The sequence below is a fragment of the Pseudoflavitalea rhizosphaerae genome (assembly GCF_003991355.1).
GTDB lineage: Bacteria > Bacteroidota > Bacteroidia > Chitinophagales > Chitinophagaceae > Pseudobacter > Pseudobacter rhizosphaerae.
In genome coordinates this window covers 263,109-289,438 of record NZ_RCSU01000005.1, presented here as the reverse complement: position 1 = coordinate 289,438, position 26,330 = coordinate 263,109, and the positions used below count along the sequence as shown (strand labels likewise).

Here is a 26,330-nt window from a genome sequence, read left to right as displayed (position 1 = left end):
TTTTTGAATACTAATTAGCTGAATCCTAAAAGTTGAAAGAAATTTGAGGGGATTGAATTGTGGACTGGGGTTTAGTTGCGGGGTTTGAGAATGTTTCTGAACCCTTTCTGTCTTTTTTTTCCTGGAGGATTATTTGCTTTACTATTTCGCGTCTCTTGGTAAAAATGAAGCGTCTTAAATCATTAAGCTTTGAAGTAAGCCATTTGCTTAGTTCCTTCGGAGCTTTTACTTCTGTCCAATGATTTTCGTTAAACCAATGTTGACACACTTTACAACTCAAATGAGTGAATATATCTGTCCATTCGGAAGTCATAGGTGCTTCAAGTGTTCTAGTATAGATATAGATAACACATTCCACGTCTGTAGCATATTCTTCCTTTTTCAAGATTCTCGCCATTCTTTCAAGTGGAACTAGTTCCAATAAACGTTTAGGAATAGTATCCGCCCACGACGGGCTGAAAGTTAAAATAGGGGCTGTAAGTGCATCCATAATGTCAAACACAGCATCATTACCCTGTTTGGATTGTGACGGTGGCTTTTGTGTTGCATCTACATTGAATAGCAGATTATTACTGCTATTTTCAAATTTTCTTTTCATAACTTAATTAAAATAAATCAGTGATTCAACTATCGAATGTTATATGGTACTCCATAGCCCATTTGTAGCAACTTTTTTGCTGCAATCCTGAAATCCCGGTTACATTCTAAAAAGGCAAATACGGCCGCAGGACTATATGGCTCGCCAGGTAGAAAGTCTGTATGTGGAGTGTAAACAATAAATACCCTTGTAATATGATGAAGATTGCCAGAAATTGGGTGATTTGGCGTACCCGGTCTTTTAAAATAGGTTCTTTCCTGGGATTGAGCGACAACTGACCAATTATGCCTGATTAAAAGATCGATTACCTCCTGAACAGAAGCTTTAGCATTGAAATCGTCAAGTGGGCTTTGAGAATTATTAAAGTGAGAGCTTTTCTGTTCTTTGTAAACAACCTTTAGATCCGAAATCTGATTAAAAGACCTGGCTACCTTCTTAATCAATTCATTTTCAGTATCGGAAATAAATGGAATTCTGCCAATATCATTTTGTAAGAACCCATATCCTTCTGTTGGAAATTCAATTGAATATCGACCATTCCCCAAACATTCAATAAGAGGTTTCGATTTACAACCATGATCTATTGCCTTTTCAGCGTTAGTAGAGTTACGTCTTGCCAATAATTCATAGTTGCATGGATTGTAGGTTCGATAAATAAAATGGTAGCCTTGATTCCTTGTGGATGTTACAATTACTTTTTCTATTAGTGCTGGAGCCTGCTGATCTAAATCAATCACAAATTTTTCAAATAGCTTACCAGTTAGATCATATTTAGAATCAATATCCAGAACTTCTAAGCCACCCGATACTTTCCCGCAGATAATAGCAATGCCAAATACACTCGGTTTCGAAAAGGCGGAGATAATTTCCTGATCAGTCATTAATCTACTCTGAAACTCCTTCCAAGAACCAATACTCTGTTTAAAAACATCGACAGGAAAAACTGACAGGCCCAGATCCTTATATTTTTTAGCGTAATGCAGCAGTTTCATCATCACAATCACTTTTAAACAAATCTGATAACTCATTAGTGAAATACCTTGAAATAGGATGCTTTTTTATATAAGCATATCTTCTTAAACAATAAATCAGAAACGGAGTGTTTTTCTCCGTAATCAGAAACTCTGAAAAAGATTTTAAATCTCTATCCACATTTCTTCGCATGTGTGAATAAATTCCCGAGTGTAAAAAGTATGTCCCTTCTAAGAGTTGAAAATATTTTGCAGAAGTTAGTACGCGCTTCAACAGCTCTCTTCTCTCAAAAATGTTATTTGCTTTAATTTCAATGAAATCCAAAAAATCATCTATATCAACAAGAAACAGAATTAGCAATAACAAAATCTTATTTATGTCTTTCATACCAGCTATTTTATTCGGTAATTACTTGCTTCAATTATGCATTTTGATCTTGCCTCATTCATAGAGTAAACTATTTCTTCGTTATAGATTATTTGAAACACAGGCAACTCACCTGATTCTGTTCGCAGTTCACTTTCCCAGACGAAACAACCAGAATTTGGTTGATCAGGAAAAATAGTTGCTCCAAATAGTTTTGCTTTTTTCAGAAACGCGTGAATGTTAGAATTATTTACCGCATGTGCATACTGATTCTCATGCCAAAAACACAGCTTGTGAATTCTAATTCTTTGCTCTGGCAAACTCGTAGAATCAGAGTAAGGAATTACTGTAATAAACTCTTCAGTACTGTTTGTTGCTTTGTTCATAAACATTTTTTTATATTTTGTATGATTATTCTCCCAAAATTGAATCTGCCAATAATGGGGGCGAAAAGAAAGCCTAAACCGCAAGGGCCTCCAGTTGACACAACAAAACCTTAATGAAGGCCGCAAAAAAGGCCCTCGTTCAGGGGCTTTTTTGAGAAGGGGTGGCAAAAGCAAAAGGCGCACATCGTTCATGTGCGCCTTTTGCTGTGTTAGGTTTTGTTGTGTCAACTGGAGGCCCTACATTTGCTTTCCTTTTCGCCCCCAATCTTGACAGAATCAATTTCAGTTCTACCTCACTATCTTGGCAGTATTGTTAGTTTTTATTTCCTTTTTACTCTCTGACACTTTTATTAAATCTTTAGCATTTTTGTTTCCAATTTTTACCACCTCATTAAGCCAATGCTTATCAATAAAATTATTGTGCTTGTCCTTAATTACTAATACATCATTTATTGGGGAAGCAATCACATAGAATTTTTCAATATGCCCATCCACAGTAATCGATAATTCCTTTGTGAAACCATTTTTTACCCCATTTACTATATTATTAAAGGCCATAAGAGACAAGTCCTGTATTGGAAGCTCCCGCAATTTTGACTCTATATCAAACTTACAAGATTGTATACCATTAAGTGTGAGATAATACCAATCATCTTCACCCTTACATATACTTTTACCGGCGGTTAACAAAGCAGCTTCTTTTGCATTAAAAGAAACTTTCGTATCCAATTTGAAAGTGTACCAATGACTTTTTGCAGAAGAAGTGTCAAATTTTGAAATTCGACTGGAAGTTTCAAATTTCTTAAACTGATAAGCGTTTGTTTCAGGAATCTTATTGAAATGGAGTATGTAATTTACTTCAGGGGCCTTAACGTCATAGTAACGAATTGAAAACGAAGGAAGACCTTGCTTTATGGACTTACTTAAACTTAAATCTACATTTTGATGAAACCCGTTTTTCTTTAGAGCTTCAGATAATTGAAGTAGATTCTGTGTTTCTCCAACCTCTCTTTGAAAACTATCGACATAATTCGTATGCCATCTATTATTTTCAAAGGTTCGTCCAAACACATTAGAGAGAAACCTGGCAAAGCCTCCATTTAATAAGTAATTTAAAACAGAGGGGGTAATCTGTACTTTTATTTTTCTAATCTCACTCTTAATAAAAGAAAGGCTCAACTTTTCTCCGTCAAGTTTAGTCTTTCTGAAATGCAGCGCGATATTTTCCAAAGTCTGCATCTTCATAAGTAAAGAATGGCGATCGTTAGCAGCAATAATTGGGTTCAGTATCCGGTATTGCGTATCCTGCTCAATATATAGAGTTAAAGCATCAAGTACCCTGTTATTATGATTGATATTATTATTCACGAATCCTGTTCTACTATAACAATTTGGCTTTTAACAGAAACCGGTTTGGTATTTCTAATTGCAGATTTCTTCCTCCATTCTCTTCATTAATTTCAACTAAGAATTTCTTTTTATCAGGAATGGTCGTTTTCGGAATAACAACTATCCATTTTTGATCACAGTTACCTTTCAATAAAGAAAATGGCTGGCTATAGACAGGAGTGATTTCTATTTGCTGTATTGAGGTTCTCTTTGTTTTTTTTCTGTCTGAAACATACATTCTAAAGTTTGACGGAAGAAAAGACAAATTCGAGAAGTTAGCCAATCTAAACTTTAGAAAAATCAGATCATCGGTTGCATAAATCCCCTCCAGTTCGCATAACAAATCGAATTTTTCTTTTCTTCTATTCAAAAATGACCTTTCACTTTCAATCCGCTCAATATGCCATCTTATTTTCTCTATATTAGAAATATTTGAGGTTAAAGCTTCAGGAAACCCATATCTCGGCATATTCTTTACAACAAACTTTGTTGCCTCCGGTTTCGGCGCAAATGTTATACAGAAGTCATAAATGTCACCATCTATAGTAATTACTTGGAGGCTCGTTGTATCACTAAAGGCTTGAGATGCTCTAACGGCTAATACATTTTCATACCCGGGCATTTTTGCCGCTTCCAACTCAGGTATTCCACATCTTCCCTCCCCAATGTTTACAGGAAAGCTGATAAGACTGGTTGTTGCAGTTCCAATCTCAAGATGAATAGATTTTACAGGTAAGAGCTTGAAATCAGGAGGAGCCTGTGCATAAGCAAAGTTCATGATAAAACAGGCAATTAGTAGTAGGAACTGTATTGTTTTCATGATTCGTTTTTTTAATGTTTAAATGTTTATCGTAAAAGGACTTTAGAGTTAGCCTTAACGGTAGCATTAAGTTTGGTTGTCTTTCGGGCAATAGCGCTTTTAATGCCTTGTATAGCGGTATTGATAGCCTGTGTTGACATTGATTGATCTAGTGAAGCAATATTTAGGGATTGCAAAGCCTCATTCGCAGTTGCTTTTGCTCCCTCGGGCGTAACCAACCCAGGAACATAAATTCCTTCATTGCCGCGCAAATCATAAACCTTTAACCTGAGAGGGAAAAAGACATTATTGTATACAAGTTTATCGATGTTAACCTGAATGCGCTCATTAGCAAATGAGCATTGGCCGTCCAGCAACGTTCCGGCAGGTATTCGCTGGTTATCCAGGTAAATATCCTGCTCCAGCATTAGTGTTATAGTACTGCCTTCATTTAATATTTGGTCTTGCAAGGTTGTAGCCTTAATTACCTTGTTTTGCGTTGATGGAGTTAAAGCGGAAGGTCTCAATCCATAAAACCCATTCGATTGCGTATGTGGTATAGTAGAAATATTCTGCTTTTCGGTAGTAGTCGAATCGGGTTTAGGTACGGGCGGGCTTTTCAATTCCGTTATCATTTTCACTATTCGTTCGGCACGCTTCAATTCCGGATCTTCTTCTGCATTCTGCTGAAGGGTAGCCATCAGTTGTTCCAGCTGAGTCACATCAACTGAGGGTTTTTCCTTTAAATTTTCATTTTCAAATTGATCAAAAGTTTCGGGCATAGGTTGCAACACCTTGTCTAATCTGGCAAGCTGTTCATTCATCTTCTTTTCCTGATTTTTCATCCTTGCAGAAGTAGGCATTGGCCTTTCACCAGGATCGTATTGATCGGCATACACCTGGTCAGGAGGGCCGGGATTGAAAAATCGGGGAATTTGCTCTTGGAGATTATCTTTTGCCTTCTTAATAGAATCATCCTGAGCTCTTAAATATGCCTCCAGCTTACTCCTTGGCTCATCCTCAATTTTTGGTGAAGGAAGCGATTTATTAAATTTGTTTTCTTCGTTTTTTTGTACGTCTTCCTTTCCAGGCATTAATTGGTATATAAGAACACTAATAATAATGGCCGGTACGACACAGAGAAGAGCGAGTGCAATCAACTTTTGTTTTTTAGTTTTTTTTGTTTCCATAACTATTATGCATTTGATGATCTGTTAAATATGTGGAATTACTATCTTGCAAGGGAAAAGTTTGCATTGCATTTTTCAAGTAGTCAATGTTCAAAGAATCTGGAAGAGTTATATCCGGGAGGATCACAATACTATTATGAGCGGGCGTTTTATTACCAGTTTTGAAAATAGATGATTTTAGAAATGTACTGGAACAGATCGCCACCATTATTAAGAAGTACAAGCAGAAAAATATTGTTCTTTGCCTGGCAGTTAATCTTTTTTCGGCCTTCTGCATTACAGAAACAAATTTATTCTTTAGTCTTTCCTCAATTGTTGCTATAGTATTTTTTGAAGATGAATTTCCAAATTGTGCTTTCTTTTTTCTTCTAAAGCGTTGCCACATCGTTATACTTTTAATGATTTAAGTCTTGGTTTTCGATAACAGACCATTTTTCAATTAATAGTCCATGTGGGTTGTCTTCACTGGCAAAAGGCAAAATCCTAATTTCTCCCCTGCTTACGAGTGATCGAACAACTGTACTGGTAGACCTTTTGATAGTAATCTTTCCATAATAAACAAAAGACCAGGGATCGGATGATGTATTCACAACTATGCTATCTTTTTGAACCTGCTGGGTAATATTGGCTGCAACAACATTACTATAGTAACCGCTTTCTTTTAAATTTTCGTAGTAATCCAGAGCTGATTTGTCGGCCAAGGATAATGCATTAGAAACATTACTTGTATTCGCCTTTTCATCAGGAATCAGTGTTAACAAATAAAAATGGAACATTTTTACATGATCTTTGATTTCTATAGGCCATTGTAGCAGTCTGTCTGATTCTATCGCATGATAAACTTTTCCATTGTTAATTACCAAAACCTTACTTCTATCCTTCCTACGCTCATTATGAGTATATAAGAAAATAAAAGTAGTAAGGGAAAAACTACACACGAGGGTTACCAGTGAAAGCATTCTTGTATATTTAAAGGCGGTATTGATATTTCTGAATTGTTGAAACATTTTGTGCTATTAAGAGTTTCCAGATATTTTGCTTTTGCTGTAGCTTTCATTCGTATAAGGTTCAGAGTTTTTTGCATCGGCCATCGAATAATGAAACATATCATTGCCAGGTTTATCCGCACTCATACTACCTCCAGCATATTGGCTTGCTGCATATCCTGCTCCACCACCAGCAGCCGTCATGATCATGGTTCTTCCAGCAGAAGAAAGTTTGTTCACCTTCATTAAGATCGTATTTGCTCCAGAAGCATGTATAATATAGTTGGCGATACTTGGGATACTGAAATAGCCAACAGTAGCTATCAAAAGGAAGATAAGGTATGCTATGTCAGTTGTCCCGAAGGATGTTAAACCACTGTTCTTCATGGCTTCAAGATCCACGTGAAGCATACCTTGCTGAACTTTACTTATCAGTACACCGAATAGATTTGCAATTGGCAACCAGAGAAAAACATTAACAAAACGGGCAAGCCAAACATTCAATACATGCTGAAATCCGTCGAAGATTGAAATGCATAGTACAATTGGGCCAATAATTGCAAGGATAAGAAGGTGGAAGGTTCTAAGCGTATCTATACAAATTACAGCGGCAAAATATACAATTTGCAAAATGATGGATAACATCAATTTTATAAAGAATGAGATTGAATTTGTAAAAATGCTAAACGAAAATGGGTTTCCACCTTTGGACATATAAGGATCTCCTGTCGATCCACTAGGATATGCATATTCATCCCAACGGGTATCTCTTTTTTCCAGCTCACTTGCTAGTTCCTGGTATTCTTTAGTCTCCGAAATAGCAATAGCCCTTTCTGTCAATAGAACTTCTGTTGCAGTATTGCTTTTTGTAACCATTGCTTGTGTGGCTATTTCAATAGGCTCTAATACTCCCCGTACTACTCCTATGGCTAATGGATAAATAGAAATGATAAGGCTGATACAAAATGGCCGAAATAAAGGGAAAAAATCGATTGGCTCAGCAGCGGCAATATGCTTCCAAACTCTATATCCAATATAAAACAATGCGCCGAATCCACCGATCGCCTGGGCTACTGGAACCAGCTCTCCTGACATTTTCATTAAATCCTGATAGATGCCTTTTAGAATTCCCTGGTAACTTTTTATAAACCCACTACCAACTTGGGCAAATAATTTTGTTGGCAGGATGACTGTTAGGGAAGTGATAATAAAATATATTAAACGCATATGGTTACTTTGATAAAAATAATTGGTCAATATTTTTATGTTCCTGTTTTGAATGATCACGTTGCCTTACCAGGAGATACCCCTTCTTGTTAAAGGAGTGCAGAAATTGTAATTTATCTGACATTTGATCATATATTCTATCGATGGCTTCCAACCGTTCAGCATCATTCATACGTAGTTTATTGGCCGTTATTACCATAACAAGCTCATCCATGTTCTCAACAGATCGGTCAAATAAATTCGAAAACACTTGTTCTATATATTGTATTTCCTGAGGATTGAGTGTTGCTGTCTTTCTAAAATCATTTAAAGCATTTTTATACTGCTTAACTATGCTTAACTGAATGTTGATAATCTCAGCGATACGATGGTATTTTTTTACTGTGGGACTTATAGCTAGTAACCCGTTAAGAAAAGTATTATGAAGAGAGAAATTCCCTTGTGAAATATCCTTGATCGTATTGTAGCCTTTTGAAACAATCTGGTATCCTTTATACATTTGATCAAGGATAGCTCTAAGCTGGTTAAGTTTTTCCAGATTTAAAATAAGCTGCTGCAATTCTGCCGCCTGGCAAAAGGAATTTTTTGGTGTGCTGAAGAAACAAATTGTAAGAAGAAGAAATAGCTTAAGCATAATTACACGTTTAAGGTTGGTTGGGAAATAGGAATAGATCTTGTAATTGCTGGATATCGTGATTGCGTTTGTTTTTTTGGTTTACCAAAACCCTGAGCGAATTATTAGCAGCATTCGTTGCTGCTTTTTTATTTTGTACATTCTGGTGAATAACTGCTATCCCTTCAATTCTTTCGTGATCGCTCATTTCTAATTCCCCACTTGTAATTACATTAAGTAGATGTTGGATATCCATTGAAAGGCTCTCTAGCAGGTTAAATTTTACGTTCAGGATGTATGCTTTTTCGTCCGGAGAGAGAGAGGTGTTTGAAAGTGACTCTTTGATATATGACCATGATTGTCTTACCTGTGTAGCTATCCGAACAGTTTCCAGGACGGCGAATGAATTCCTGATAATGGGTTTCACTCTTCTTTTATCACTAATAAATAGATCATGAAGCTGAAACTCTCCTTTCTTAATTGACCCAATAGCGGTTAATCCAGTGTTTAAGATATTGTACCCCTTCTTTACATGTCCCAGGTATACCTGCAGCCTTACAATTTGGTTCAGCAAGTATTTTCGCTGTGTCTTTTTTTGCTTAAACCATTCATCCCATGTTTGGGCTTTGAGTTGGACTGACAGGATCAAAAGGAACAATATGGAAAAACACTTTTTCATTTCAATCTGTTTTTAAATGATGTGTCAGGCTTATGATTTATAAGCTTATTTGCCAAATCGTTTTTTTGTTTTACAAAAAATGATTTAAGATCATTCAGAGAAGGAATAGGTGAAGTGCCGTCATTAGAGTATTCAACTTTTCGGTTGTTCAAATCTGCTCGTATAGATTTAAGTTTCAATTGAAATATATCCTGTATGTACTCATAGTATAGGGTTACCTTCATTTCTCCTTGCGGGCAAAAGCGCGTTGCCTTCAATGAGAAATGATTTGTGGGGCTTTCTTTCTCCATTGACTTGAATATTTCTGCTTGCAACTTCCTGTTCAACTGGCCGTTTTGCTCATACCCTAAATGGCGGAGTCGGCCACTTTCATTTTGAATGACGTCATTTACGTTCCCTTCTAATATTGTAAGATTTTCGTCATGAACTATTATCCACAGTTCTTTGACCCGCCGATACATATCTTGGGACGTCCAGATATCGCTTAATCGATCAATAGTTTGATTAATAGGAACGCCTTTAAATTCTGCCTCAACTTCTTTGAGCGTTATTTTTTGATCTTCAAAATCATAGCTGAACGTAAATCTTACTATATCATCACCATTATTGTAAAAACCAAAATTCTGAACCTGGAATTGGTGAACCCCAATAATTGTTTCATCCGATTCCAACAAGTGTTGTAACTGAGCTTTGAGGTGGCTTTTAAACATTCCTTCAGGTTCACCATTATTCAAACCTTTTTCGTCATAACCTTTTTCCTTTAGTATTTTGGCAGAGTCATAAATTATCGCATCCAATCCTTTGCCATCCCAGACAGTATTTTTATTCGCCTCAAATTCATCATTCCTGTCAAATGACAGATCTGGATCTGGCTGATTACTTAAAAACTCCTTTCTTTTCATAACATGGCTTTAAAACCCGTACAATCCCTTCAACGATTCAATTTCTTGCTTGGATTTTGAGCGTTGAAGACTTACGAGCCAATTATTGTTATTAAATTCCCGAAGATCCAAGAGTTGATTATCCAGTTTGGTGGAAGTTTCATTGATCAGTTTTAAACGATCACCATCTGACATTTGAACAGTGAAGGATTTCATTAGATCCAGTAGATTATCAACATTACCAATGCTTTTTTCCAGGATTCCCGAATAAATAATGTAGATGTATTCAATTTCCCTTTCAGAGAAATTCTTATCCTTTCTTACCCATGAATATGCATCCTGATATTCCTTCAATAGTTGTTTTTGCTTATTTATTATTGAACTGAACTGCCGGTAATAAGCCAGGATTGACTTTACTCGCCAGAGTTCATCAAAGTATTTCTGATAAATCTCCTTTTGCCGGGAAGTCCACTCTGATATTTCATCCAGCTTCAATTTTGACAAGGCATTCTCTAACTGTTTCTGTACATTCTGAAGATCTATTGTCTTATTTTGAATGCGCTGAACTTGTAAGTCAACGGCCCTGATTACTTTCTTGGTTGCAATTTTCAGCGCTTCTACTATTGCTAATTGGGCAGAAGCAATATTAGACACAGCTACAAAAGAGAAACAGAATATTATAATTAGATAACGTTTCATAAATGATTAATTAATCAACCAACAGATCGAATTTCAGATGCCAATACTGAAATGCCTTTCTGAATACTGCCGTATTTTTTTGAATATTCCTGCACTTTCATTTTTTCTCTTTCTTCTGTAGTATAGGCTAGGTATTCCTCTAAAGAAACCTCCGTTCGATAAACCTTTGACAGGACTCCACCGAGACTTATAAAGACTTCTTTATATTTTTTGGTCGGATCATTCGCTTTGTTCATTGAAAGGATTAATGCCTTTTCTTTATCTGTTAGTCCAAGCAACTCCTGTATTTCACTAAATTTATTTTGATACTTACTCTGATCTAGCAAAATTTTACAGTCGCTATTATTGATAATGGCATTTTTTACAATAACTGATTTGATAACATCTTCCACATCTTGAGAAACCAAAAGGAGTTCCCCGAAATATTTCCTGATAGTTTTAACCCAATAGAGAATTGCATTTTCCATTCCTTTCTTCATCAAAGCCTTCCATACTTCTTCTAAAAGCAATTGCTTTCTAATACCTTTTAGCTTTCTCATCTTAGACATGAAAGCGTCCATCAAAATAATTGTAACCACTGGCAAAATTGTGGGATGATTCTGTATTTCGTCCAACTCGAATACTATGAATGGTTGTTCCAGTAAGTTTAGGTTCTCTCTGGCATTAAGTAAATAAGAGAATTCTCCGCCTCTGTAATAAGGCTTTAAGACGTAAAGAAAATTGGCTAAATCAAAGTCAATGGTTCTTACATTATCTCGTTTCAATATTTCCTGAAAGTCACTTTCGACAAATTCATAGAAACTATCAAAGCATGGAAAAATGCTTTTTTCTTGTGATATTTTTTGGTAATAGAATTGTATAGCATTAGAAATGGACACATATTCAGATCTCGTAAAGTCATCTCCTTCTCTCTTCCACAATGCCAATAAGAGTGTTTTTAATGATTCTTTTTTTTCTGTATCAAAAGAATCACCGAATTCAATGTAAAAGGGATTAAAACTTATAGGTCTCTCGATCGAAAAAGTGAAATAGTATCCACCGACTAGTTGACACAATCCGGCATACGAATGCCCTATGTCAACTACCACAATATGAGTTCCCTGCTCATAGTATGATCTTAGTAAATGATTGGTAAAAAAACTCTTGCCTGATCCTGGAGACAGGGTTTACCGGGCCATTTAATTAAAAATAGCCCGGTAAACCCCGCTTGGGCCTAAAATAAATTTGTTTCTATTGCTAATAATGCCATTTTCGCGTGGCTCATCGCTAATATCCACATGAATAGGAAGGCCACTGATTCTATCCCCCAAGCGCACTCCCACAGGAGACAAGGAGCTCCGGTAGTTCGTTTCCTGAATTAAGAAACAGCTCGCCTGTTCAGCAAATGTGTCGAAGCAGTCGTGCAAGGGAAGATCTGCTGCTCCACCAGGCATCCCTGCAAAAAACAACTGGGGGGCGATAACGGTCTCTATTTTGGCCCTGGCATCTATTTGAGCCAATGCACCTGAAACATTGTTACGGATATCTTTCAGTTGATCTTTACGATCCGTCCAAACCAGGAGGTTAAAATGGGCCTTTATAGGCTGCCTTTGCTGTGTGATTGCTTCATTTAAAAACTGGTTTACTGCGTCCCTGCTAATTGAATTTTGCCTGGAGTAAGCAGAAAGAGACTGTAATCGGATTCTTTTCTTCTCTAACTTTTGGATAGTACGGTGTGGCTCCTCGATAATGATATATTGATTGTAAATGTGATTACAGTCCAATAGTTGTCCTAATGGTGCTGAAAAGGAAATAGAGAACTTCGTTTTATCAGTAGAATACTTTTCATAATTAACTCTAGGTCCACATAAAGCCGGAAGATCCTGAACATCCGCCAGTGAAAACATTTGCGTAAAGTATTCTCCAACCTTAAATTCATCATTTAAACTCATATCTCGAATAACAGGCTCTTCTCCGGGTTTAAGCAGGTAACAATAGCGTTCAAGTAATCCTGGATTTTGAAACGTACTTGCTAGTTCATCTGAAGTTAGTCTGCGACATTTCATGAGAGTACTATCTTCAAGAATCTTAATGCATTGACCGGCTTTATCAAAAAAACTTTCCTGCAATAGTGGATCGATCGCCTGCTGAGGGACAAATGATGAAGTAATTAAGGTAGATGAAAGAGCTGAAGCGGTTCTTTTATTGGAAGCCTTGCTGGTAATAAATAGATAAGATTTGTGATCCAAATATGGCCTCTCATTAAAAAAGCGTTCGCTGGATTTAGATAAGAAAGATTTTTCACCATCAAAATCTGCGTTATATGTAGCCTGTAAATACCAATCTTGTTTATGCACGATTGTATTCATTGGCAAGGTTCTGATAGCTTTTACCCAGGTATTATGGAGAGCTTCATAATCTGCTGTTGACATTGTAAATATCTCCGGCAATGTAACTTCATATGCAAGGGTAAAATCTCCTTTATGTGATAACAAACAATCTTTTTCTATTTTAAATACAGGTAAGACATCCTGTAACGACTTGTTTTTTTTCACTTTTCTGATTATTTAGACGGATAAAACAGTTTCGGGACTGACAGATAATATTTCCTGGCAGTTTTGAGTTTGCTATTTTCTTGACGAGCCCATTCTCGCCGTATTTTTTACTGTATTTTGAAACAGTGACAAATAAGAACAAGGCCAATGGGATTACAATACAAAGACAGAGGTAAGAGCTCTTGCTGATTACATATAATATCATAAAAAGTATAAGCAGGACAAGTAACCCCAGAGCCAGGTAAATAATGTATTGTGCTTTAATTCCTTTGAACTCTAAACTTCGATTGACGCCTTTATTTATTTGGTAAACAGTTGCCATCACTTCTATTTAAGTCCGTAGAAACTTTTCAAAACAGTTGCTACTACAACGAGGAAAATACACGCTCCAAACCAAGCCGCTGCTGCTTTCGCGGTATCCTGATCGCCACTACTCCATTTATTGTATACCCGAACAGCACCAACAATTCCTACAATGGCGCCAATAGCATATAAGAGCGTAGTTCCATCATCAAAATAACCGCTCACCATTTCTGCGGCCTTCTTAATGCCCTCATTGCCGTTTTTATTAGATGGAGTCTGAGCCAAAGAGGTTATTGATGAAAGGGCGAAACTTTTGAGACAAAATAATCTTATAAGAAAACTTCTGTTTCCTTTTGAAAAGAGCAACATAATTAAGTGGAATTAATTTTGAGTGAGAAAAGAATTAGGGGAACGTAGAGGCAATAAAATGGCCCGCCTGTATAAAATCAGGATGATTCCAGTACTATGAGGCGGGCCTACAACACCCTATAAACCTACTATGCAGAACTTTTAAACCAAAGAGATTCGATATTAGCTTTTGAAAGCTGAATGCCGCAATCGCGCTCTACGGCCAGCGATATATATGCGTTGATTGAATTGTAGTATTCAGTATCAAAGAAGATGCGATATGGTTGTACAATGGCGCTAACCTTTGATGTAACTTCCTCTGGATTGGGTGGGTTTGATGCAATATGAGCAAGAACGTCCTGAATTTTTTCTACTACGTAATCTGCCTCACGCATGAGGAAAGACACTTCATCTACATGTGTTAATTCTATATCATTCCAATCTTCAGGCTCAATTTCACCTTCATATTCAGTACCCACAGGGAAGTTGGCAGCCATCGTGGACTGAATGGCTGAGCTGAAATTTTCAATTGGATCGATAAGCGAGTATCCTTTATAAGCAATTGGCCTATTGGGTAACGAAGTTCGCTGTGAACCAGCTGTATTTAGTTTAATAATTCTAGCTCTCTTGAGAATCAAAAAATAAATGACAAGTATTAAGATCCCGCCTAAAAGGCATATCTCAAAATGATAGGTTGACCACATAATTCACATTTAAAAGTTTGAGAATTGTATTTCGTCTTCATAATGCAAATATGTGGTTGTGAAAAAGCGAGGTTATAGAGTGCGACTGTAGTGCATTATTTTTTACTAAAATTTTTCTCTTCTATTTTATCAATATACTTTAGATAACCAATTTTATTTTTGTCTTGTGCAGCAGTTGGTCCTTCATTTCTAAACAAGATGTGTTGAAAATATCTTGAATGATTACCCACTTTAATCCCGAATGCAGCTTCAAGCCCTTCGAATATCTGTTTCAGTGTGGCGTCGCCAAAAGTGTTATTACTTTTGAATACGTATCCGTATTCAACAAGCGACATTACGGTGTCTTTCCATTCCAAGCAGGTTTTTGTTTGATTAGGATTGCTTAATGCCTCCAACTCGTCTTCGAGAAATTCCCCCAACCTTTCGTTGGCCCAACCACGCGCAACCACGTAATCGCTAAAGGAAGTGAATTCAGAATCAGAATCCAGGTACTGGGGATGAAAGGAATATTTTGATAGTGCACCTTTTCTTGTAAAATATAATTGGTCTAAATCTGAAGCACCGCTTCGGTAATATTTAGAGAAATCAAGGTGATTTTTATGAAACTCCTTCAGTTTTTGAAATTCTCGATTAAGATAACGAGCAGTTTCTTCTTTTGAAAACTGTGGTTTTTTAAGTAAGATTTCAAATACATCGTTGTAGAAAATTAAGCGACACTGGAAAGACGGCTTAATTTTTTTAAAAAAGTCAATTTCCTGTTCAACTGCGGGGAATTCATTTGTCAAAATATACTCTTTGACCTGCTTCATTACGCCTACACAAATATCAATTGAGAGCCTGGCAACTACAAGTGGCTCTTGTGATGCATTTCCAACTTCGGCAAGTTCTTTTAAAAGCTTCTTGTGCAGATCATTTAGCGGATTTTCCCAATTTCTTACATTTTCCATAGATGTTGATTTAAACGCAAAATTCCTGTTACGCTGTTTAATATGCAATACGACGTTTGGCGCATTTTTCTACGTTTTTTGATAAAACTGAATACGGAAAAAGGCTGAGAGAATTCAAAAATATCTTTGAAAGAACTCCAGTAGCCTGGTCAATTCAAATTCGTTGGTATTGAATTGAAATTTGATGCATTTGCATTGAACTTTGGCTAAAAAATTGTTGTTAATTATTCATTACCAAAACATTATAACAAATTGCTTATCTATGAAACCTTTAAAAATTGTACTAATTGAAGATCATGCGATCATAAGGAGGCATACAGCACAAATGGTTACAAATTATGGGGATATCGTAGTGGGCCAGGCTGGAGCTGTACGCCAAGGAGTAGATTTACTTACAAAAACAAATTTCGACCTACTACTACTAGATATAAATTTACCTGGTGGAACTGGCTTTGACATATTGAAAAAGATTTCCTCCTTGTAGATTCCGGAGCATGGTACCCCCTCGTACCGTTTTATGGTCACCCCTCATTCCGGTAATGGTGGTTCTTCGTCACTTTTGGTGGTTTCGTGTAGTAACCGCAGTTTAAAATCCCCTTTGCCATACATTGAATCCATGAACTATTATCCATGGAAATCAATAGATTAATTTTTGATCAGGGTCGAGATGATTATGAAGTAACTGGATATGCTCTTCAGGATGGTATAGTTGTATTGAATGTCCGTAGCAATCAAAAGGAGTGCGAATGCCCAGCTTGTTCAATTAATTCGAGCAGACTTCACAGTTACTACAATCGGATGGTTCGTGATGTCTCATGCTTTGATAAAACAGTTATGATTCACTTGAAGGCCAGGAAATTTTATTGCCAGAATCCATCCTGCGCGACAAAGATATTTTCTGAACGATTCAATTATCTGACTGCACCTCACCAACGGACTACCAACCGATTGGCAGCAAAACTTTTGAAAATATCACTGCTTGTAGGAGGAAATGCCGGATCAAGATTATGCAATACATTGCGTATTCCCGCAAGTAGCTCAACGTTGATCAGGCAGATTCACAGGAAGAAACTGCCGGATGCAAAAAAGACTACAGCTATTGGCATTGACGATTGGGCGTACCGGAAAGGCTCAAAGTATGGCACCGTAGTAGTTGATCTGGTACAACACCAAATAATCGACCTGTTGCCTGACCGGGAAGCAGCAACTGTTACCGCCTGGTTAAATGCTAATCCAGAAATTGAAGTTGTGAGCAGAGACCGATATTCTAATTATGCTACAGGCGTAACAAATGCCTTGCCTAATGCTATTCAGGTAGAGCGGATCGCTGGCACTTAATTAAGAACCTCGGGGAGGCCGTCAAGCGCGTCCTGCAACGTTGTCAGGGGGCACTAAAACAAAAAGCAAAAGAACAATATCAACTACATCCTCCTAAACTTCTCAAAGAACAGAACAATTCCAAGCCTACGAGAAGTCAGTTATTGTTAAGACGGAAACAGGAGTTGATGGATCAGGTAAAAGAAATGCATAAAAATGGTACAGGTATCCGTGCAATAGCCAGAGAGTTATGTTTGAGTCGAAATACCGTCAGGAAATACTTTCAACAGAATGTCGCTTTACCTAAAAGTGCTCCCTCTAAAACAAACATTTTTTTATTTGAGGATTATATTGTCAATGCGATCTCTACAAGACCAGATATCTTAATAAAAGATATCTACGTGGAGATTAAAGCGCTGGGATACAGGGGAAAACAGACAACTGGATATGCCAGTATTCGTAAATATATGCCTGATAAGGCAAGGGTAATTTATCCCAAAGAATTACCGTTGCAATATTGGCGTCCTGCTGAAGTTAGTCTTCTACTGTATCGGATTCCAGAAGAACTAACACCAAAAGAGAAAAAGCTGGTCAAATATTTACGGCAAGAATCGCCAGAAGTGGCAACTTCCTACAACTTGTTTCGAAAATTCAGACAGATGCTCGCTGATAAATCAGACTCTCAGTTATCATTGTGGATTGATGAAGCAAGAGCGAGTGGTATTAAGGAGATTCACAGTTTTGCAAAAGGAATGCTTACTGACTTTTCTGCTGTCAAGAATGCATTTACACAACCCTGGAGTAATGGACAGGTTGAAGGCCAGGTAAATAAATTAAAAATGCTTAAACGTCAAATGTACGGGCGGGCAAGTTTTCAACTACTACGAAAGAAGCTTCTATTATATGTCTCAGGATAAAACCACCAAAAGTGACGAAGAACCAACATGCCCAAGAATCTACAAATTTCTTTATGACAGAGTGCTAACATCTCTCCTATATTGCAGAAAATCAATTGTTTTTATACATTTAATGGATAATATGTCTCGAAAATTCGTTAAATAATCACCCTTGCATTTATGATTATTAAAAAAATCTCCATCAAGAAATTTAGAGGATTCCAAGATATTGATTTTGACCTAGGCAACTTAGTAACAGTCATAGCAGGTCAGAATGGTACGCAGAAGACCACCATCCTAGGAATGCTAAGCCAGCCTTTCACCATTTCTGAAGCGACAAATCCGATGAAGGATGAAAAGCCTCTATCCGGCGGCTCATTCAAATCAGCTTTTGGTGAAAAATTCAAGTTGTCCGACAACTTCGATAAGCCTAAAGAACACGAGTGGACTTTACATTTAGAAGACGATGAGGAACCTTTTATCGTGGAAAGTATAGCTAGAGGTGGAGGTAAACCTGGAGTGCGCTTTTGGAAAAAAGGAGATCGTTCTAAAGGCTCAGGATATATTCAGCTGCCGGTGATCTTTTTGAGCTTAAAACGCCTATTGCCAATAGGAGAAGACAATAAGCTTCAAGAAAGCACTGTCACTGAGTTGACTGAAGAAGAAAATGAATTCTTCAAAACCTGGCATAAGAAAATACTGATCTCTCAGGAAGAAATTGCCACAGCTCAATACATTGAAAGTCCAGATAAAAATACCCTAGGGATTAATACTGCCAGCTATGACTGGAAACAAAACTCTGCTGGACAGGATAATATCGGTAAGATATTGCTTGCTGTCCTCTCATTTAAGAGATTAAAAGAGAAATATCCGCATGACTACAAGGGAGGTATATTAGCAATCGACGAATTGGATGCTACACTATATCCGGGATCACAAATTCAGCTAATCAACTTTCTAAGAACCTTTGCGTCTAAGCTTAAAATACAGATAATTTTTACAACCCACTCACTTTCTATACTCGAAAAAGCGTGTGAGCTACAAGAACAACTAAAGGAGAAAGAAGCAACTAAAGACCAAGTAAAAGTTGTTTTTCTTCAAAAACGGAATAACAGCGTTGTTGTGACACCGGAAGTGACTTTCAATACAATAATGCACAGGCTAAACGTTACAATTGGAGATGGGCCCAACCATAAGATAGATGCTTTTACTGAGGATAAGGAGGCTGCCATATTTGCAAAAGCGCTTCTTAAAACCAAAGCTAATAAGCTTCGTTTTATAGATTGTACAATAGGATGCGGCAGTCTCGTAGATTTAGGAATCAGGAAGGTTCCATCTTTTATGTTTCCGTGTTCCTTTGTCTTTCTTGATGGGGATGTAAGAGCTCAAAAAGAAACTATGAGAAAAGTCAATCGCCTGCCTAACTATATGGTTCTTCCATTTAGCGAATCACCTGAGCGAATTTTAGCTACATATCTCCATAATCTGCCTGATGACTCTGAAGTATGGGCAACAGTACATCCTGACTTTACCAAGCAATATTGCTTTCGCGACTATTCATTAGCAGAAATTGAAGGGCATAGGGAAAAAGCTAAGCTTTGGTTCAACTCTCACTTGAAAAATTGGGGCACAAATGCTTCAAAAGTCATCAACCCGTGGATGAAGGCAAACAAAAAGGAAGTTGACGAATTCATTAAAACGTTTGTTGAAAAGTATAATCTATTTGCAGATGAGTTAGGTATACCTCTATTGGCATAACCTTACGCAGTTACAAGGTTATTCATACCCTCCTGTATATGCTTCAATGAACAAACAGCAGGTAGTTTTAATCTGTCGCAAAAAATAAATACCTCTTTGCCTTTATATACCTTTGCAGCGGAATATTGAAGGGCATAAAGAAAATGCCTTCTTCTATTATATAATTTCACGATATCAGGCACCCCGTCATACGATAATACCCACTTATGTCTTACCTTCTGAATAGCTTTTGCTAACCTATAATGGTCTTCCTTTTTATAGGCATTAAGGTAAAGATTACTGCCTTGCTCGTAATACGGCGGATCGAAATATACGAGTGTGTTTTGAGGCAGGTTAGGTATATAGTTGTCAATATAATATTCTGCGTCAAAATTGGTTATTGAAATCTTGTCTTTATGTAAAGCTATCGCTTCAATGCGTCTAACCAAATCATTACGTGAGAACCTTGCGTCCATTTTGTAATTTCCTAATTGGTCCAGTCCCCCAATTACGCCGCCGGACAGCACCCCAGAACGATTGCATCTGTTCAGAAAAAACACACTAAATCCTACTTCCAATGTCTTTCTTCTATCACATTTCTTTACTATTTCTTTCCTTCTTTTCCATTCTTCCACCGTCATCGAAGCTGATATTATCATATTACACAATTCTTCCGTTTTGTGCAATACACAGTACCAAAAAGCATAGATACCAAAATCAGAATCGTTCAGGTGTATGTGGCTAACCTTTCCAGACAAAAGGAGTTGAATTCCTACTCCGGCCCCGCCTGCATAAGGCTCCGCATAATGGCCATTCACTATTTTATTCGCGTCTAGTATTTCCTCGATGAATGGAGTTAGACGCTGCTTCCCCCCCGGATATCTTAATGGTGTTTTGAATTGACTCATTAGTTCATAGCTTCTAACAGTAGATAAATATTTCCAAATAGGGTGCAAATATCGCCAGGTAAAACTGAAAAAGATGGATTATGCACTAATTGATTCATAGATGTTACAGAAAGTATTCCATCAGGCTTGCCTATTTCCGTCATCGCACCATGCAGAGTTTTGACCATAGCTGAGTTTGCATTGTTATTTGTCAGGTGCGCAGTGACTGCCCTTAATAGTTCAACTAAAGTCTTATCTTTCCCGCCATTTTTGGTTGTAGAAATACTATGATCCCCACAGTAAGCCTTAGCCGAAATCTCAAACATGCTTCTTAGCAGAAAGCAGAAGGCAATAGGGTTATCGCCTATCTTGAGCTTTTTAATCTCATCACGAAGAGTAACCACCTTTTGTCTGTTGTTGCCTCTAGGACTGAATTTTTTCAAAAGGCCAGCTACATGCTTTGGATCATTGGCTGCATGCGCCCGCGAACCACTCGCTGATCCAGTTGAGCTAGTGCCAGCATTTCCGCTAGTACTTCCAGGGGTATTTGTTCCTGTACCGGTACTTGCGCCCGTGCCTGCTCCTGTACCTGCAGTACCGGTATTGGCATTTGCAGACGATGTACCGCTGTTTGATGCGCCTCCAGTGCTGGCGCCTCCTGTAGTAGTTCTCCCCGGTGTGGGTAATGGAGGTATTCCAAATCCAGTCGGAAAATCATCTTTAGGATTTCTAATGAGCTGAAAACTTATTTGTTCAAGGCCTATGTCCCTTAATATATCTTCAACTTCAGCTAGTTTCGGTATCTGAGGGTATTTTTTTGCAATATCACCAGCATTTTGAAAGCCTAACCTAGGATAGATTTTCCTCATAGCCTCGTCCAAAACTGTCAAAGGGTATTCTCCACCCCACCTGTCTTTTTGTTGGTTATTTAAATTATTGCCTTTTTTGAGATATTTCTCCAATAAGTCTAAACCGGATTCTGTAACTCCTTTTACATCCCTGTTGTGTCTTGCTCTTGCTACCGAGTTCCAAGGGTCTCTACTGGCTTTTTCACCTTTACCATGTGCCAGGGTTACAACGCGATCGGCCTTTTCCACCTCCTTTGCAGTAAAAATTGTACATGGTACTTTCAAATTATCTTTTTTCCAGGCAGCATCAAGTTTGGTTATACTTTCGACAATTGAAGAAGGCAGGTTAAAGTCACCAACTTTATACAAGCCGTGAATTATTTTAAGCGCAGCAATCCTACGATTACCTTCCTTCACCACATTTTTAGTGCCTTCTTGGAGAATGATTATGTTCTCGGTTGGAAGATATCCATCATCAATAATGCTCTCCATGACAGCAAAGAACCTGTCAGCCTTAATAGAAATCATGGCATTGATAGCTTCCTTTTCATTCTTTTGCGGTACTGTTCTAAAGTTTTTTAGGTCGAGACTTAATTTACTAATCTCTAACTGTGAAGTAGTAGGCATAAGACTAAATTATATATAAACGAGGTGCCCTTGTCTCAGTATATTATACTAAGTCTTAAGCATGTGATATTGTATTTCAAGCGGTAAATTAGCTATAAAAGCACTCTACAGCAAGTTATTTGTCATTTTTTTAATACATTAGCTATTCAAAAAGAGAATGACTTGACTGATGATATTTGAAAAAGAAAACCCATGTGCCCTAAAACCATTAATAGACTATCACCTACATCAAATACTATAAAAAAACTTCTACTGCGTTCTGGGAATCGTTGTGCTTTTCCTAGTTGTCAAGAAGTAATATTTACTGATAATGACGAGTTAGTTGCTGAATGCTGTCACATTGAAGCCGCTCTACCAGGTGGTGAACGTTTTAATCCGGCTCATACGAATGAGGAAAGACGGTCCTACGAAAATCTGTTATTTCTCTGTCACAAGCATCATGTTGAGACAAACAATGAAGTATACACCGTTGAGATTCTAAAGGAAATCAAACATAAACATGAAAGCTCATTTCAAGAAAACGCTGTTACAGTAAACGACAAGCATGTCGATCAAGTTCAACATTTTTTTGAAGAATTAGAGAAAAAAATTGATACTACATTAGCGACAGTAACCTTGGTTGGAGACAAACAAGATGAAATATTAAACATCTTAAAGTCAAAAAATTTCGGAGATCAAAGTGAAGTACAGTTCAGTGAATACTTTGGCATACCTCAAGTGTTAGGTTTTAGCGGAAGAACCACAGAGCTGAATCAACTGACTCACGCTTATAACAACAATAATGTTTTTATAGTTGAAGGCATATCAGGTATAGGCAAAACTACAATGATAGCCTATTTTTTATCAACCCAGGATTCGGTTAAAACCTTATGGATTGATTGCGATATCGTGCAATCCAAAGAAGTCTTCTACAGTAACCTGGGGCGATTCTTTAAGCAAGAATTTAACGATGCATCGTTCGAAGTCGCATTGTCCAAAATGAACGATGACGTAATACAGAATTCTTTGCTTTATTCCTTGAGTAAAAACAAGTGTTGCGTCGTCTTTGATGGCCTAAATGGATACAAACATGAGCTAATATCACTGCTAAAGATATTTAGCTCATACCTATCAAATTCGAAGATATTCATATCAGCAAATACTGCTATCGACACCGTATCGTGGACAAATCCTGCTTTCAAACTTGCTCTTTCGGGGTTAGACAGAGCGGCTTTTGCAGTATTACTTGAAAGGTACTTCACTGCCAACGAAGTTGCGGAGTTTGGTACAGTGCTTTTTAATCTTATGAATGGGCATCCCTATTTGTTGAAGATAATAGCCTCTGCGACGTCGTATAAACCCATTGGTCAATTTGTATTAGAATTACAAAATAATAAAACTAACGCGATAGACGACTATATAAAGCAAAAAGCGATTGAATCATTACAATCTGAAGAACAATTGTTATTAAAGGTTTTGAGTTCCTTTATTGTGCCATTTAGATATGGTATTGGAGATTTCGTGCTGCCCGACAACTTTGAAAGCTACTTTCGTGCCCTTAGGAATAAATTCTTAATTGAAAAATATCAGGATAAATTTTTCATAGTTCCAGAATTTATTCGATTATATGTCTTAAAATCACCAATCCCTATACAAAGTCAAAATTCAGCGAAGCATTTTGTAAAGTACTTGCAATCGATAAAGGATGATGTCAGATTTTTTGAACGCGAGGCAATAATCTACCACGCGTTGCAGGCGCAAGAAATAGATATTGCAAAGGATGAGGCTTATCGATTCATGAGTACGCTTATGGGAAACGGTGAATTCTATCTTGCTAATAAAATCTGCGTTAAATTACAAGATGACCCGATTTTAAGGAAATGGAGTTGGCCGTACTACGTACAGGGAAGAACATTGCGTTTTCAAGGAAATTATTCAGAAGCACTATCAAAGTATAACGTTGGCCTGGAATTAGATTCAAATGGAGCCGCATCGGATTCATTTAGGTTTGAAAAGGCTAGTATGCTGACATATTTATCAGAATCGTTAGATGATGAATTGTTCCGCGAAGCTGCAGCTATATATACCGAATTATCAAAATCGTCAAATGCAAATTTAGCAATCCAATCCCAACTTAGTTAGGTTACTCAGCTATTGGCCACAGCCCAATATTCTGAAGCAGAAATTCAGGTGGAAAGCATAATAAACAATCCAAAACTTGATTCAGTAGAAATAAATGTAAAAGCAAGTTGTTGGCAAGTTTTGGGAACAACATACAGTAAAAACAAAAAGCACGAAAAAGCATTTCATGCTTTTGATACAAGCATTGATCTATACAAAAAGGCTATTAAGACGTTTGGAATGAATGTCATTGATGGCCTTTATCATTTATATGAAAGCTATGCATGGACATATTCGGATATCAATGATTACCAACATGCTTCCGAGATTTTTTCTATTTGCGTAAGTTTAGCAACAACATATGATTTGGATGCGAAGCAGGCAAGCGCCTTTTTTGACTATGGCTATAGTTTAATAATGTGCAGTATGTCTGAAGATGCTGTTAAAGTTCTGGCTCAACATTATTCCCTTATTGTTGAGAGAAAGCTAATACCGGAATCAGATATGCCTTTCATTCACGGCAACTTGGCATTCGCGCATTGGTACGCTGGAGCATTCATAGATGCGGTAGAACTTATAGGTCTTTATATTCTGTCTTGTTGGGAAGAAAATATTCGTCCTGTAATTAGTATTTTAGAAAAGTCAGCTCAAAGCGATGAACTAGACACCTTAAAGTTCTTTGAGAAAAGAATGTATGTATTTATTATTCCAGTGGAAAAATCTCTTACTGATTTTGAAAATTGGATCAATAGGACAGTTGCCAAACGCCCCGAATTGAAGGAAGCTTTAAGTGATTTCCACTATTTCAAAAAAGGAGAAAATTAGTGCAATCGATATCATTTTCTTTCTTTCCATCGTTGTAACAAGAACTTTTCATTTGGCTTATTACCATCAAGTCTTTCCAGCAAGCTATTTCCACTTAGCTCTCTATATACAGTGTTAAGAAGACTCTCATGGATGGCAACTTCAAAAGTATTTGGATTTATAGCAATCAAACCATCATCAAAGAGTTTGTGAATATCAACTCTCAATAAAAGACCGTTACATGACGAATTATCCCCACTTTTATAATGCGGCTCAATATGAGTGTAGAGTCTTGGGCATGTTGCCCCATCATTATTTTTTTATGTTGACCCACTGTTCCTGCATGATGACCCACCTGCTGAATCAGCCCTTTTTACTTTGTTCCGGCCTGATTCCTGGATGTTGACCCGTCTTAATTTCCTTTCAGAAGCTTCCTTTTTACGCTCAATTCTTGCATGTTGACCCACCCGGGCAAATATTTTTCGGGATCAATCGCCTGACATTCCTGCATGTTGACCCACCCCACCTGGCAATAAAAGTTCTGCTTGCTGTCTCTTTGCACCCTAAAAACTTAAGGGGCAATGGCGCAAAAACCGATAGCAATGGAACGATTAAAACAGGTTCTTCAACTTCAGGCCGATGGGGTTCCTATACGAGAGATTGCCCGGCGCGTAGGGATCAGCCGTAACAGCGTTCGTAAATATCTTTCCCGACTGAGCTCTACAGAAAGCAATTCTGCTATTGACCTGGCTGATAATGCCTATATTAGTGATCTGCCGGAGCTGGATGCAGAACGGCTGCGGCAGGTAACGGTCCACTTTAGCAACGCGGGGGCAGAACTATCCAGGACCGGCGTTACGCGGCAGTTGCTGTGGCAGGAATACATGGCTCAAAATCCTGATGGCTACAGCTATAGCCGATATTGCTACCATCTGCAACAATACCTCAAAAATCGAGACCTGTCGATGCACCTGGAATACCAGCCAGGCGATATGACCATGATTGATTTTGCCGGTAAAAAGCTGCACTATATTGATCTTGGCACCGGTGAGCAGGTAGCATGTGAAGTCTTTATTGCTACCCTTCCCTTCAGTGGTTTTATCTTTTGCCATCCTTTGCATACCCAACGGACAGTAGATTTTGCGCACGCGATCAACTGCATGGCCAGGTTCTACGGTGGCCTCACCGCTACTATTATTTGTGATAACATGAGGACGGCTGTAAAACGTGCGGATCGCTACGAGCTGCAGTTTACCGATGTCTGCCTGCAACTGAGCGATCACTACACCACCTCCTTCAGTGCTACCCGTCCTTATCATCCCCGCGACAAAGCGATGGTAGAGCGAGCCGTCAATATTGTCTACAATCATATCTACGGCCCTTTGCGTCACCGGCAGTTCACCAGCCTTGCTTCCTTGCAGACCGCCATGCACGAGCACGATTGAAGACAATGGAATTGGTTTTGGTTCTTACGAAACCAGCAAGGCCAAAGC

28 protein-coding genes and 2 pseudogenes are annotated in these 26,330 nt (G+C 37.8%); 8 read left to right on the top strand and 22 right to left on the bottom strand.

The window, feature by feature from the left end:
- Positions 1-25: 25 nt before the first annotated feature.
- The 19 genes and pseudogenes from D9Y29_RS11025 to D9Y29_RS10935 form a co-directional block, all read right to left on the bottom strand.
- A complete protein-coding gene (locus D9Y29_RS11025) occupies positions 26-598 on the bottom strand; it encodes a hypothetical protein (protein ID WP_127127986.1) in 573 nt (190 codons plus the stop codon).
- A gap of 29 nt (positions 599-627) precedes the next feature.
- Positions 628-1,593: a bifunctional DNA primase/polymerase gene (locus tag D9Y29_RS11020; protein WP_164735366.1), complete on the bottom strand. Its 966-nt coding sequence runs from the start codon at positions 1,591-1,593 to the stop codon at positions 628-630.
- On the bottom strand, positions 1,568-1,957 hold the full coding sequence (locus tag D9Y29_RS11015) for a hypothetical protein (RefSeq protein WP_127127982.1): 390 nt from the start codon (positions 1,955-1,957) through the stop codon (positions 1,568-1,570). The genes D9Y29_RS11020 and D9Y29_RS11015 overlap by 26 nt, the downstream gene beginning before the upstream one ends.
- 5 nt (positions 1,958-1,962) lie before the next feature.
- On the bottom strand, positions 1,963-2,322 hold the full coding sequence (locus tag D9Y29_RS11010; protein WP_127127980.1) for a hypothetical protein: 360 nt from the start codon (positions 2,320-2,322) through the stop codon (positions 1,963-1,965).
- 288 nt (positions 2,323-2,610) lie between these two features.
- Positions 2,611-3,690 (bottom strand): hypothetical protein, encoded by a 1,080-nt coding sequence (locus D9Y29_RS11005; protein WP_127127978.1) that lies wholly within the window; start codon positions 3,688-3,690, stop codon positions 2,611-2,613.
- A gap of 13 nt (positions 3,691-3,703) precedes the next feature.
- Positions 3,704-4,531 carry a DUF4138 domain-containing protein gene (locus D9Y29_RS11000; protein ID WP_127127976.1) on the bottom strand — a complete coding sequence of 276 codons (828 nt, stop codon included), beginning with the start codon at positions 4,529-4,531 and terminating at the stop codon, positions 3,704-3,706.
- A gap of 26 nt (positions 4,532-4,557) precedes the next feature.
- Positions 4,558-5,700: a conjugative transposon protein TraM gene (gene traM, locus D9Y29_RS10995; RefSeq protein ID WP_127127974.1), complete on the bottom strand. Its 1,143-nt coding sequence runs from the start codon at positions 5,698-5,700 to the stop codon at positions 4,558-4,560.
- Positions 5,681-6,085, bottom strand: a complete 405-nt coding sequence (locus tag D9Y29_RS10990) for a hypothetical protein (protein WP_127127972.1) — start codon at positions 6,083-6,085, stop codon at positions 5,681-5,683. Before D9Y29_RS10990 ends, traM begins: the two co-directional genes overlap by 20 nt.
- A 10-nt stretch (positions 6,086-6,095) precedes the next feature.
- Positions 6,096-6,707 (bottom strand): conjugative transposon protein TraK, encoded by a 612-nt coding sequence (traK, locus tag D9Y29_RS10985; protein WP_127127970.1) that lies wholly within the window; start codon positions 6,705-6,707, stop codon positions 6,096-6,098.
- 9 nt (positions 6,708-6,716) lie between these two features.
- Positions 6,717-7,913 (bottom strand): TraJ family protein, encoded by a 1,197-nt coding sequence (locus D9Y29_RS10980; protein ID WP_127127968.1) that lies wholly within the window; start codon positions 7,911-7,913, stop codon positions 6,717-6,719.
- Positions 7,914-7,917: 4 nt separating this feature from the next.
- Positions 7,918-8,547 carry a TerB family tellurite resistance protein gene (locus D9Y29_RS10975; RefSeq protein WP_241237896.1) on the bottom strand — a complete coding sequence of 210 codons (630 nt, stop codon included), beginning with the start codon at positions 8,545-8,547 and terminating at the stop codon, positions 7,918-7,920.
- Positions 8,548-8,557: 10 nt separating this feature from the next.
- Entirely contained in the window at positions 8,558-9,205 is a 648-nt protein-coding gene (locus D9Y29_RS10970; RefSeq protein WP_127127964.1) for a hypothetical protein, read from the bottom strand.
- Positions 9,202-10,107 carry a hypothetical protein gene (locus tag D9Y29_RS10965; RefSeq protein WP_127127962.1) on the bottom strand — a complete coding sequence of 302 codons (906 nt, stop codon included), beginning with the start codon at positions 10,105-10,107 and terminating at the stop codon, positions 9,202-9,204. The genes D9Y29_RS10970 and D9Y29_RS10965 overlap by 4 nt, the downstream gene beginning before the upstream one ends.
- A 9-nt stretch (positions 10,108-10,116) precedes the next feature.
- Positions 10,117-10,785 carry a conjugal transfer protein TraI gene (locus D9Y29_RS10960; protein WP_127127960.1) on the bottom strand — a complete coding sequence of 223 codons (669 nt, stop codon included), beginning with the start codon at positions 10,783-10,785 and terminating at the stop codon, positions 10,117-10,119.
- A 14-nt stretch (positions 10,786-10,799) separates the two neighbouring features.
- A pseudogene (locus D9Y29_RS26755) lies at positions 10,800-13,319 on the bottom strand (TraG family conjugative transposon ATPase).
- A complete protein-coding gene (locus D9Y29_RS10950) occupies positions 13,276-13,641 on the bottom strand; it encodes a DUF4133 domain-containing protein (RefSeq protein WP_127127958.1) in 366 nt (121 codons plus the stop codon). The pseudogene D9Y29_RS26755 and the gene D9Y29_RS10950 overlap by 44 nt, the downstream one beginning before the upstream one ends.
- Before the next feature lie 5 nt (positions 13,642-13,646).
- Positions 13,647-13,991, bottom strand: a complete 345-nt coding sequence (locus D9Y29_RS10945; protein WP_127127956.1) for a DUF4134 domain-containing protein — start codon at positions 13,989-13,991, stop codon at positions 13,647-13,649.
- 128 nt (positions 13,992-14,119) lie between these two features.
- Positions 14,120-14,674 carry a hypothetical protein gene (locus D9Y29_RS10940; protein WP_127127954.1) on the bottom strand — a complete coding sequence of 185 codons (555 nt, stop codon included), beginning with the start codon at positions 14,672-14,674 and terminating at the stop codon, positions 14,120-14,122.
- Between the two features lie 95 nt (positions 14,675-14,769).
- Positions 14,770-15,621, bottom strand: coding sequence for an RteC domain-containing protein (locus tag D9Y29_RS10935; RefSeq protein WP_127127952.1), 852 nt, complete (start codon positions 15,619-15,621; stop codon positions 14,770-14,772).
- 262 nt (positions 15,622-15,883) lie between these two features.
- Between D9Y29_RS10935 and D9Y29_RS10930 the strand changes: the two genes are divergently transcribed.
- From D9Y29_RS10930 to D9Y29_RS10915, 5 genes and pseudogenes are all read left to right on the top strand, one after another.
- Positions 15,884-16,105 carry a LytR/AlgR family response regulator transcription factor gene (locus D9Y29_RS10930; RefSeq protein WP_127127950.1) on the top strand — a complete coding sequence of 74 codons (222 nt, stop codon included), beginning with the start codon at positions 15,884-15,886 and terminating at the stop codon, positions 16,103-16,105.
- Between the two features lie 146 nt (positions 16,106-16,251).
- Complete coding sequence (locus D9Y29_RS10925) at positions 16,252-16,959, top strand: ISL3 family transposase (RefSeq protein ID WP_127127948.1); 708 nt, start codon at positions 16,252-16,254, stop codon at positions 16,957-16,959.
- Between the two features lie 167 nt (positions 16,960-17,126).
- Positions 17,127-17,213, top strand: a pseudogene (locus D9Y29_RS27040) (helix-turn-helix domain-containing protein); the annotation flags it as partial.
- A gap of 192 nt (positions 17,214-17,405) precedes the next feature.
- On the top strand, positions 17,406-17,855 hold the full coding sequence (locus tag D9Y29_RS27035; protein ID WP_420902510.1) for a transposase: 450 nt from the start codon (positions 17,406-17,408) through the stop codon (positions 17,853-17,855).
- A gap of 159 nt (positions 17,856-18,014) precedes the next feature.
- Positions 18,015-19,592, top strand: coding sequence for an AAA family ATPase (locus tag D9Y29_RS10915; RefSeq protein WP_127127944.1), 1,578 nt, complete (start codon positions 18,015-18,017; stop codon positions 19,590-19,592).
- A 2-nt stretch (positions 19,593-19,594) separates the two neighbouring features.
- Here the strand turns inward: D9Y29_RS10915 and D9Y29_RS10910 are convergent, their stop codons facing one another.
- Together D9Y29_RS10910 and D9Y29_RS10905 are read right to left on the bottom strand one after the other, a co-directional pair.
- Complete coding sequence (locus tag D9Y29_RS10910; protein ID WP_127127942.1) at positions 19,595-20,479, bottom strand: DNA adenine methylase; 885 nt, start codon at positions 20,477-20,479, stop codon at positions 19,595-19,597.
- Positions 20,479-21,933, bottom strand: a complete 1,455-nt coding sequence (locus tag D9Y29_RS10905; RefSeq protein WP_127127940.1) for a hypothetical protein — start codon at positions 21,931-21,933, stop codon at positions 20,479-20,481. The genes D9Y29_RS10910 and D9Y29_RS10905 overlap by 1 nt, the downstream gene beginning before the upstream one ends.
- Before the next feature lie 192 nt (positions 21,934-22,125).
- Between D9Y29_RS10905 and D9Y29_RS10900 the strand changes: the two genes are divergently transcribed.
- Positions 22,126-24,054, top strand: coding sequence for an NACHT domain-containing protein (locus D9Y29_RS10900; protein ID WP_127127938.1), 1,929 nt, complete (start codon positions 22,126-22,128; stop codon positions 24,052-24,054).
- 12 nt (positions 24,055-24,066) lie between these two features.
- Positions 24,067-24,858 carry a tetratricopeptide repeat protein gene (locus D9Y29_RS10895; RefSeq protein ID WP_127127936.1) on the top strand — a complete coding sequence of 264 codons (792 nt, stop codon included), beginning with the start codon at positions 24,067-24,069 and terminating at the stop codon, positions 24,856-24,858.
- Between the two features lie 11 nt (positions 24,859-24,869).
- Here D9Y29_RS10895 and D9Y29_RS27030 read toward each other — a convergent pair whose 3' ends face one another.
- Entirely contained in the window at positions 24,870-25,115 is a 246-nt protein-coding gene (locus tag D9Y29_RS27030; RefSeq protein ID WP_127127934.1) for an HNH endonuclease, read from the bottom strand.
- Positions 25,116-25,439: 324 nt separating this feature from the next.
- Between D9Y29_RS27030 and istA the strand changes: the two genes are divergently transcribed.
- Positions 25,440-26,282: an IS21 family transposase gene (gene istA / locus D9Y29_RS10885; RefSeq protein WP_164735364.1), complete on the top strand. Its 843-nt coding sequence runs from the start codon at positions 25,440-25,442 to the stop codon at positions 26,280-26,282.
- Positions 26,283-26,330 lie beyond the last annotated feature (48 nt).

Excerpts from the sequence above, each read along its gene's own strand:
- D9Y29_RS11025 (WP_127127986.1), bottom strand. The coding sequence starts at position 598 with ATGAAAAGAAAATTTGAAAATAGCAGTAATAATCTGCTATTCAATGTA.
- D9Y29_RS11020 (WP_164735366.1), bottom strand. The coding sequence starts at position 1,593 with ATGATGAAACTGCTGCATTACGCTAAAAAATATAAGGATCTGGGCCTG.
- D9Y29_RS11015 (WP_127127982.1), bottom strand. The coding sequence starts at position 1,957 with ATGAAAGACATAAATAAGATTTTGTTATTGCTAATTCTGTTTCTTGTT.
- D9Y29_RS11010 (WP_127127980.1), bottom strand. The coding sequence starts at position 2,322 with ATGAACAAAGCAACAAACAGTACTGAAGAGTTTATTACAGTAATTCCT.
- D9Y29_RS11000 (WP_127127976.1), bottom strand. The coding sequence starts at position 4,531 with ATGAAAACAATACAGTTCCTACTACTAATTGCCTGTTTTATCATGAAC.
- traM (WP_127127974.1), bottom strand. The coding sequence starts at position 5,700 with ATGGAAACAAAAAAAACTAAAAAACAAAAGTTGATTGCACTCGCTCTT.
- D9Y29_RS10990 (WP_127127972.1), bottom strand. The coding sequence starts at position 6,085 with ATGTGGCAACGCTTTAGAAGAAAAAAGAAAGCACAATTTGGAAATTCA.
- traK (WP_127127970.1), bottom strand. The coding sequence starts at position 6,707 with ATGTTTCAACAATTCAGAAATATCAATACCGCCTTTAAATATACAAGA.
- D9Y29_RS10980 (WP_127127968.1), bottom strand. The coding sequence starts at position 7,913 with ATGCGTTTAATATATTTTATTATCACTTCCCTAACAGTCATCCTGCCA.
- D9Y29_RS10975 (WP_241237896.1), bottom strand. The coding sequence starts at position 8,547 with ATGCTTAAGCTATTTCTTCTTCTTACAATTTGTTTCTTCAGCACACCA.
- D9Y29_RS10970 (WP_127127964.1), bottom strand. The coding sequence starts at position 9,205 with ATGAAAAAGTGTTTTTCCATATTGTTCCTTTTGATCCTGTCAGTCCAA.
- D9Y29_RS10965 (WP_127127962.1), bottom strand. The coding sequence starts at position 10,107 with ATGAAAAGAAAGGAGTTTTTAAGTAATCAGCCAGATCCAGATCTGTCA.
- D9Y29_RS10960 (WP_127127960.1), bottom strand. The coding sequence starts at position 10,785 with ATGAAACGTTATCTAATTATAATATTCTGTTTCTCTTTTGTAGCTGTG.
- D9Y29_RS10950 (WP_127127958.1), bottom strand. The coding sequence starts at position 13,641 with ATGGCAACTGTTTACCAAATAAATAAAGGCGTCAATCGAAGTTTAGAG.
- D9Y29_RS10945 (WP_127127956.1), bottom strand. The coding sequence starts at position 13,991 with ATGTTGCTCTTTTCAAAAGGAAACAGAAGTTTTCTTATAAGATTATTT.
- D9Y29_RS10940 (WP_127127954.1), bottom strand. The coding sequence starts at position 14,674 with ATGTGGTCAACCTATCATTTTGAGATATGCCTTTTAGGCGGGATCTTA.
- D9Y29_RS10935 (WP_127127952.1), bottom strand. The coding sequence starts at position 15,621 with ATGGAAAATGTAAGAAATTGGGAAAATCCGCTAAATGATCTGCACAAG.
- D9Y29_RS10930 (WP_127127950.1), top strand. The coding sequence starts at position 15,884 with ATGAAACCTTTAAAAATTGTACTAATTGAAGATCATGCGATCATAAGG.
- D9Y29_RS10925 (WP_127127948.1), top strand. The coding sequence starts at position 16,252 with ATGGAAATCAATAGATTAATTTTTGATCAGGGTCGAGATGATTATGAA.
- D9Y29_RS27035 (WP_420902510.1), top strand. The coding sequence starts at position 17,406 with ATGCCTGATAAGGCAAGGGTAATTTATCCCAAAGAATTACCGTTGCAA.
- D9Y29_RS10915 (WP_127127944.1), top strand. The coding sequence starts at position 18,015 with ATGATTATTAAAAAAATCTCCATCAAGAAATTTAGAGGATTCCAAGAT.
- D9Y29_RS10910 (WP_127127942.1), bottom strand. The coding sequence starts at position 20,479 with ATGAGTCAATTCAAAACACCATTAAGATATCCGGGGGGGAAGCAGCGT.
- D9Y29_RS10905 (WP_127127940.1), bottom strand. The coding sequence starts at position 21,933 with ATGCCTACTACTTCACAGTTAGAGATTAGTAAATTAAGTCTCGACCTA.
- D9Y29_RS10900 (WP_127127938.1), top strand. The coding sequence starts at position 22,126 with ATGTGCCCTAAAACCATTAATAGACTATCACCTACATCAAATACTATA.
- istA (WP_164735364.1), top strand. The coding sequence starts at position 25,440 with ATGGAACGATTAAAACAGGTTCTTCAACTTCAGGCCGATGGGGTTCCT.